This window comes from Deltaproteobacteria bacterium (genome assembly GCA_016931625.1).
GTDB lineage: Bacteria > Myxococcota > XYA12-FULL-58-9 > XYA12-FULL-58-9 > JAFGEK01 > JAFGEK01.
Window position 1 is genome coordinate 1 of sequence record JAFGEK010000084.1, and the last position, 6,818, is coordinate 6,818.

7 protein-coding genes are annotated in these 6,818 nt (G+C 39.7%); 4 read left to right on the forward strand and 3 right to left on the reverse strand.

Translation table 11 applies throughout. The features are described from left to right. Both JW841_07820 and JW841_07825 read right to left on the reverse strand, forming a co-directional pair. A partial coding sequence (locus JW841_07820) for a hypothetical protein (GenBank protein ID MBN1960838.1) occupies positions 1 to 280 on the reverse strand: 280 nt, incomplete at its 3' end. A gap of 11 nt (positions 281 to 291) precedes the next feature. After that, positions 292 to 975 carry a XylR N-terminal domain-containing protein gene (locus tag JW841_07825; GenBank protein ID MBN1960839.1) on the reverse strand — a complete coding sequence of 228 codons (684 nt, stop codon included), beginning with the start codon at positions 973 to 975 and terminating at the stop codon, positions 292 to 294. Between the two features lie 186 nt (positions 976 to 1,161). Between JW841_07825 and JW841_07830 the strand changes: the two genes are divergently transcribed. The 4 genes from JW841_07830 (at position 1,162) to JW841_07845 (ending at position 5,994) form a co-directional block, all read left to right on the forward strand. Continuing rightward, positions 1,162 to 1,800, forward strand: coding sequence for a hypothetical protein (locus tag JW841_07830; protein MBN1960840.1), 639 nt, complete (start codon positions 1,162 to 1,164; stop codon positions 1,798 to 1,800). Next, entirely contained in the window at positions 1,775 to 2,416 is a 642-nt protein-coding gene (locus tag JW841_07835) for a hypothetical protein (GenBank protein ID MBN1960841.1), read from the forward strand. The genes JW841_07830 and JW841_07835 overlap by 26 nt, the downstream gene beginning before the upstream one ends. 747 nt (positions 2,417 to 3,163) lie before the next feature. Next, positions 3,164 to 4,729 (forward strand): NAD(P)/FAD-dependent oxidoreductase, encoded by a 1,566-nt coding sequence (locus tag JW841_07840; GenBank protein MBN1960842.1) that lies wholly within the window; start codon positions 3,164 to 3,166, stop codon positions 4,727 to 4,729. A gap of 2 nt (positions 4,730 to 4,731) precedes the next feature. After that, positions 4,732 to 5,994, forward strand: coding sequence for an iron-sulfur cluster-binding domain-containing protein (locus JW841_07845; GenBank protein MBN1960843.1), 1,263 nt, complete (start codon positions 4,732 to 4,734; stop codon positions 5,992 to 5,994). Between the two features lie 192 nt (positions 5,995 to 6,186). Here JW841_07845 and JW841_07850 read toward each other — a convergent pair whose 3' ends face one another. Beyond that, a complete protein-coding gene (locus tag JW841_07850) occupies positions 6,187 to 6,552 on the reverse strand; it encodes a transposase (protein ID MBN1960844.1) in 366 nt (121 codons plus the stop codon). Positions 6,553 to 6,818: the final 266 nt, after the last annotated feature.

Sequence of the window (6,818 nt, forward strand, 5' to 3'; positions counted from 1 at the left end):
TAGAGAGTTTTACGTAACTCCTCGTCATTCCTACGAAAGTAGGAATCCAATTCCGATAAAAGTGAAAAATGAGACTAAGAGTCAGCAATATGGCCGCTGCCGCTGCTTGGTTACCTTTTGTTTTTTCTAATGTTTCTTTAACATATTTCATTTTTATCTCAGACAACTTATGTGACCCAGATGAAAGCATAGAAATTCGATTTGCTTCGTTCGCGAATATTGTTGCAGGTAAATGTTCTTTTTTAATTAGTTTTGAATCTGAAAGTGCAACAGCATGCATTATTGCGTTTTCTAGTTCACGAACTGGCGTGTCTTCAACAATCTATTATATGTAATAGAAAGTTCGTCTTCTAGTTTGGCTATTTCTTCAGGCAAACTAGGAAGAGCTGAAAAAATCTGCAATTCATTTTCAGACAAGTGCCAATCATTCAAAGGACGGCCTTCAAAAGTACATTCTTTATCACCCTTGCCAATACAGGTAATCTCTCGAACCAATACATCGACACCAAGAACTGCACTGGCAAAACCACTTGCCTGCCCTGCCAGAATATTGCAAACGCCATGATTGAGTGAAACATCTGCAACTTGTTGATAAATTTGTGCCTCTATTGAATGTATCCATTTGCCTTTAATAGAAAATTGTGCTTTTTCATTTGGCAAATAAAGATGAGTAATTTCTTCAGCGGCAAGACCAGTCTTTGCCTTCATAAAAGCACCAGCACGCAGTAACTCTTCATCTGAGGTCCAATTATATAGGTTACGTAATGCGGTTGCTACGACGACACCTGAACGATACCCCAGGCGAGATAAAATACGACTGGCGTGAGCCCCACCCAATGCCTCTTTTAAATCGCTCATCAATACTTCTAAAAATGGCAAACCAAAAATTGCTAATCTAAAAGAGTTAAAAAGAGGAAAGCCGTAATTTGGATCTATATCTAAAATTTCAGTGCCACGTAAATCACTTGCTTGCATTGCATAACTCTCAGTCTTTCTTTAATTGAGTCTTTCATTTTGAAACCGCATATTTTCATTTGTGGTTAACCTCTTCGCTACCAAGTCGGCGCTCTGTGCGTATTGATACTGTTTCTTGCAATAATCATCAAAAAAATCCTGCTCACCTGTTTTTTAGTACAAATATTTCGCAATGAGGAGTTTTAAGTGAAAACACTATTACGAATACTATCTCTACCGTTGTTAAAAATTTCAATAATACTTACCATCTGGAAACCAGCAACAGAAATTGCGACCACGTTGCTTAAGAGTTCTAGTGATTGGAAAAATATTGCCCTCGTTTTACATTTGTGTGCTTTTTTAATTTTTCCTTTAGGTTTTTTAATAAAGCAATGGCGCAAGTGGCTCTGGGGAGGGCTCGTACTGCTTGTACAAATTAGCACCACCATGATTGCTATCTTCTATGGTATGATACCCACCATTATATTCTTTGCGATGTTATCAATACTCACTTTTAAAGCATTGCTACAAAATAACTTAAACTTTTCAGGTAAAAACTGGGACAGAACATCATTTATACTATGTATATTTTTTATAGCATTTAGTTTGGCTTATCCACATTGGATCGAGCCCGTTTCTTTATCTAATATTCTTTTATTTTCCCCGCTAGGATTAGCTAATTGCCCCACCCTGCTGTTTACCTGTGGTTTTATGATACTGGCAGATAATTGTAGACCGAAATTTCTCTCATTTCTAGTTGCCTTTCTCACCATTTATTTTGGTTTTTTTTGGCATATTACGACTAAATGTATATATCGATGTGGTTCTAATTATTGCCGGATTTAATTTGTTAGCACAGTATTCTAAAGAGAATGCTGGCATAATATGGCCCTTTTCAAAAACAATTACCGCCGCTGTAGGCGCATTATTTTTTCTAATTAGTACCCAATCTGCATTTGCTAATAATGATACAGTGATTATAAATAAAACACCCACCAAAGCACCTTCGTTTACAATTAAAAGTGGTGACGATATTAAGCTTAATGAGACATCATTATTAGGTAAAATAACAATAATCTACTATGATTCTCAAGATACTGTATCTTTAAATCATGAAATAAAAAAAGCTCTACGCCAATGGCGTCTTAGCCTTACTGAGTATCAACGAAAACAAGTAACTATTTTACCAGTAATTGATGCTAGTTCTGCAAACTTTTTAACTTCAGGTATTTGGGCTTCTCGTTTACGAAGTAAATCTGAAGAAATGGGATATCAAATATATGGTGATTGGAATGGTAATATGGCTAAAACTTGGAAATTCGCAAAAGAAACGAGTTATCTGTCAGTTGCTGATCCAAATGTACAAATTACTTTACGCGCGATTGGCAAAATTTCAGAACAAGATTTTAAACAAATACTCGCTGTTATATCTAACTTGTTTAACGATTTATCAAAATATTAAATATTATCAAAAACTGATAAGCTATTTTATTCTTACGCTGCTGATTTTTCATGCGAGAACCAAACTTCTATTAGGGCCTCAATGGGCCATGGTTTCCTTTGGTTCTTCGAGGGGGCATAACCTATGCGTGGGGCCTCGATCGTGGGCCAAAAAATTAGCTGATGCTTTCCCTCGAACCTATTGCGTCTTGAGTAGCAAGCTCTTTGCCGGAGCTGCTTCTCTTCTCTGCCCATACCACTGCTAACTCTTGAACGTATGGCGCTATAATCTGGTAAAGCCATTGGCACTGTGTGCCTTCTTCGAGACACACGTGCCGTCTCCCTGGAATTAGTTGAATATATGCTACGAGCGCCTGGCCGTTGGTTTCGATTACATTGGTGTTCACTGACATGGGAGGACAACCGTTCTTTTTGCCAAGATCAAGCATTAAGAGTTGCAACTGCTTTGGAGTATTCTCGTTAGACGGCACTTTTCGTATGATACCTATGAGCCTTCTATAATACCTTGTATATCACGCAGGTGTTTATCAGATTGAGATACTAAAGGTAAAAGAATAAGGCTTACTTGATGATTAGTTGAGTAGAATTGCAATTTTATTCAAGAGAAATATTAAGTTGTACAATATTGCAATTCTTTAAAAGCTGAGGCAAGCATTGTAAGTAGTGGCTGTTTTTGCATCAGGCGGTCTTTATAGGGGTTGGTGTCACACCAAAAAAATATATTTAATAGTACTGACCAGGAGTACTAATGAAATTCAATCAAACCAGACAACAATTTACAAGTGATTATGATTGCATTGTGATAGGTGCCGGTAATGGCGGCCTCGCTTCTGCTCTACAATTAGCCAAAAAGGGCGTAAGAGTATTACTCGTAGAACAGCATAATCTTCCGGGCGGCTTCGCTTCGAGCTTTGTTCGCGGTCGCTTTGAATTCGAAATTGCTTTGCATGAAATAGCCGATGTGGGGCCATATTCGACCAAGCAGTCCCTGCGAGAGATGCTTGAGGATGATTTTGGCTTAAATATCGAATGGGTAGAAGTACCGGAGGCATATCATCTTATCATAGATGAAAAGAAAAACCCGCTTGATATCAAGGTGCCCTTTGGCCTTACTAATTTTATTAATACAGTTGAGCAAATTGCACCTGGTAGCCGAGAAGCTGTTACCAGATATATCGCCGTATGCAAAGAAGCAATCGATGGATTACTCTACCTCAAGCAAAGCAGGGGCAAACCCAATAAGCTGCACCTGATAAAAAACTATCCTAGTTTTATAAAGACTAGTGCCTATACTGTTGAAGAAGTATTGGATGCCATGCATATTTCACATGAGGCTAGGTCGGTCTTAAACGGCTATTGGTGCTATCTGGGGCTCCCTCCCAATCGTCTGGGTTTCACCCTTTTTGGTGCCATGCTTAACCGATATATCAGCACCTATGGTTTTATACCTCGCCTTCGTTCGCATGAACTCACCCTTAAGCTGGCTGAGAGGTTTAAGGAATGTGGTGGGCAAATAGCATTCAATACTCGAGTTGATAAAATCCTGGTTAAAGACGAACAGGTATATGGGATAGAAACCCATTGCCAAGAGGTGATCAATAGCAAGTATATAATCTGCAATCTTTCTCCGACCGTAGTTTTTAATAAGTTGATTCATCCCAAGACTCAGGTGCCCAAACAGGCCTTACGTGAATGTAATGCACGTCTACACGGCTCAAGTGCTTTCGTGGTTTATATGGGTTTGGATGCTCTCCCTAAAGAAATTGGGCTTGATTCATATAGCTACTTTATTATGGACAATCATGATATCAACGATATCTACAACAGCTTTGGCCGACTAGAAGCCCCTTTAGGTCAGGCTACAGTATGTCTTAACAATGCTATCCCAGACTGTTCCCCACCTGGGACATCGATTGTTTCGATCACTACCCTATTCCAGCCGCATGTTTGGCAAGGGGTAAGGCAAGAAGATTATTTTAAGTTAAAATCAGAGATAGCCGCAGGTTTAATTGAAAAGCTCGAGAAGGCTACTGGAGCCTCGATTCGCAAATACATTGAAGAGATCGAAATCGCCACCCCTCAGACAATGGCACGTTATACAAGCAGCTATGAGGGTATTGTCTATGGATATGAACCCGAGCCATGGGATTCAATTATAGCGCGTATGAAGGGCATGCAAGCAGAGAGACATTTTGCAGGCCTTTCTTTCTGTGGTGGCTTTGGCTTTCGCTCTCATGGCTACTTAAATGCTCTTTCCACTGGTCAAACCGCAGCCTTGATGACCTATAAGGAGATACTGGAAGGGAGAAATTAAAAATGGATAATATTAATCAAACACTTTCCCATTCACCAATCTCAGTTTTAAGTAAGTTTGGTATTACCGTAAAAGGGCATCTTAAAGACCTGTTGGCATTCATTAATCTAACAAAGCTTCGTCGTAAGCACTTTCAGGCTGCAGCGGATGCTTTTATCGCTAAGGATCGGATGAACGAGCTTAGCGCGAAATTACATCCGTCAATTCAATACTTGGTTATAGACCAGGTCTACCAGGAGGCGGAGAATGCTAAAACCTACAAGCTAATTCCGGCTCCCGATGCAAAAATTGAAAAACCAGCCTATTTTCGTGCTGGTCAATATATATGCATTACAGCTGAAGTCGCAAAAGGAGTTGTAGTTAATCGTCCCTATTCCATTTCATCCGCTCCTGTGGATGCCCAAAATGGCTATTATGAGATCACGATCAAACGCAATGAAGATGGCTTTGTAGCACCTTATATCTGGGAGCATTGGCAACCGGGCATGCATATGCAAAGCTCTGGGCCAGAAGGCCACTTTTACTATGAAGCGCTGCGCGACCGTCATTGCATTATTGCCTTAGCTGGTGGCTCAGGAATTACACCGTTTCGTTCTTTTGCACGAGAAATCGTGCATGGCAATCTCGATATTGAGCTTACGATATTCTATGGCAACCAGCATGATAAAGACATTCTCTTTCTTAATGAGTTAAATGAATTGGCTCAAAACTCAAAGGGACGGATTAAGGTCATACATGTACTGCAAACTCCCAGTCAGTACAAAACGCAAGGGCAAACCTATTTTGAAGAAGGTCTGCTGACAAAGGACTTAATAAAGAAACATGTGGATGTAAAAAATAGCACAATTTTTATTTGCGGACCGCAAGCAATGTACAACTTTTTAGCTACAGAGCTAGCCCCACTGGAGCTTTCTAAAAAGCAAATTCGCTGGGAGCTTTTTGGAGCGGCAAAGGACATCATGCAACATAAGGATTTCCCAAAAGAACAAGCGGGTAAATCCTATACATTGAACTGTAAGATAGCAAACTCGAACATAGATATTCCAGCCAGCTCTACAGAATCTATATTGGTGGCTATCGAGCGTGCCAAGCTGCAACCGGTTTCAAAGTGCAGGTCTGGAGAATGTGGGTTTTGCCGGAGTAAGCTACTAAGCGGTCAGGTCTTTATACCCGAAGAAAATGATAAGCGACGCGCTATGGATAAAAAAGCCGGGTATTTTTATCCGTGCGTGTCATATCCCATAGAAAACCTAAGTATTGAATGAAAAGAACGTTGTCACCATTTCCAGTGGGGATGATGTAAGAAATGCTATTAACAATACTCACGCAACTCGTAACACCAACAACCCATATGAGTTGCAATAGTTCAGTATTGTTTTAAAAGTAACCAGTGTTTTAAGGGGTAGTAGCAATAAATGCTATCATTTTATCAAATAAATCATATTGTTGGCATAATATCATCCAAGAACAACAGATAAATTTTCAATATCATCCATAGGTTTCATTAATACACTAAGAATATAATCTTGCAAAGGTGCTTTTGCAGCAATCGCCGTCTGTAATACACTACGCATAATATCTAAAGCAAAACGGCCTTCAAGCGAGGTACGAAACAGCGAGCTAGCCTCAATTAGTTTTTCTAATCTAAGCATGCGTTCACTAAAGTTATTGGTTATCTCAAGCCTTGGGTCATCAAGATATGCTGTTAGCTTATCGTAGTTTTTAATAATATAACGTGCTGCTTCACCCAATTTAGTCTCTTTTGACTGGAAACGATCATCTAAAAGCGCGTTAAAGCGATCATGCAGAGCGCAAAAGATCACATAAAGCACGGTATTGCCCAAAATTAGCAATAATTAAAAATTAAATACAAAGTGATTGTCATCGACAGAACGAGAGGGGCAACTAAGTAAAGGGCTTAGTCACCCCAAGCGGATGGAACCCGCCAATAAGAACGTAAGTGGTTATCTGCTATTTTCATCCTGCTGCCCAGTTCTTGTCCGGACAGCAAGGTGGAATTACTTCGTTTAAAATATTGTCGCTATTGCAATAGCCAATTTTATCTATGCCGAAGCTGTGATCATGGTCA

What these genes read in the sequence shown, in the direction of transcription:
- JW841_07840 (MBN1960842.1), top strand. Translation starts at nt 3,164, where the DNA reads ATGAAATTCAATCAAACCAGACAACAATTTACAAGTGATTATGATTGC.
- JW841_07845 (MBN1960843.1), top strand. Translation starts at nt 4,732, where the DNA reads ATGGATAATATTAATCAAACACTTTCCCATTCACCAATCTCAGTTTTA.
- JW841_07825 (MBN1960839.1), bottom strand. Translation starts at nt 975, where the DNA reads ATGCAAGCAAGTGATTTACGTGGCACTGAAATTTTAGATATAGATCCA.